At 66.0% G+C, this 321-nt stretch carries 1 protein-coding gene; it reads right to left on the bottom strand.

Features of this window, described 5'->3' with window-relative positions:
* Window positions 1–321: RHS repeat domain-containing protein (locus NTD84_RS01235; RefSeq protein ID WP_262162926.1), on the bottom strand; the 321-nt coding region annotated here is incomplete at both ends.

Raw genomic sequence — 321 nt, 5'->3', positions numbered from 1 at the left:
GTGCTGCCGTCCGGCAAGGTGACGCCAACCAGCCGGTGCTGGCAGTCGTAGGAATATTCGGTGACGATTATTTGCCCGGTGCCACGGCGTTCGCGGATGAGGTTGCCGAAGGCGTCGTAGTCATAATGGCGGTCGCCCTGCATCAGCAGGCGGTTGCCTTTGATGGTCGCCACGCCGGGCCGGTCCTGCATCAGCAGGTTGCCGGCCGGATCGTGGGCGAAGGTCTCTGGCACGTCGTCGCGGGTGTGGCGCACGCGGGTCAAGCGGTCGAGGGCGTCGTAGTAATAGCTGCGCTGGCCGTGGCGGCTGTCGGCGATGCTG

The sequence above is a fragment of the Pseudomonas sp. 14P_8.1_Bac3 genome, assembly GCF_025466085.1.
Lineage (GTDB): Bacteria > Pseudomonadota > Gammaproteobacteria > Pseudomonadales > Pseudomonadaceae > Aquipseudomonas.
The sequence above is the reverse complement of the archived record's forward strand: the minus strand, read 5'-3'. Positions and strand labels throughout refer to the sequence as shown.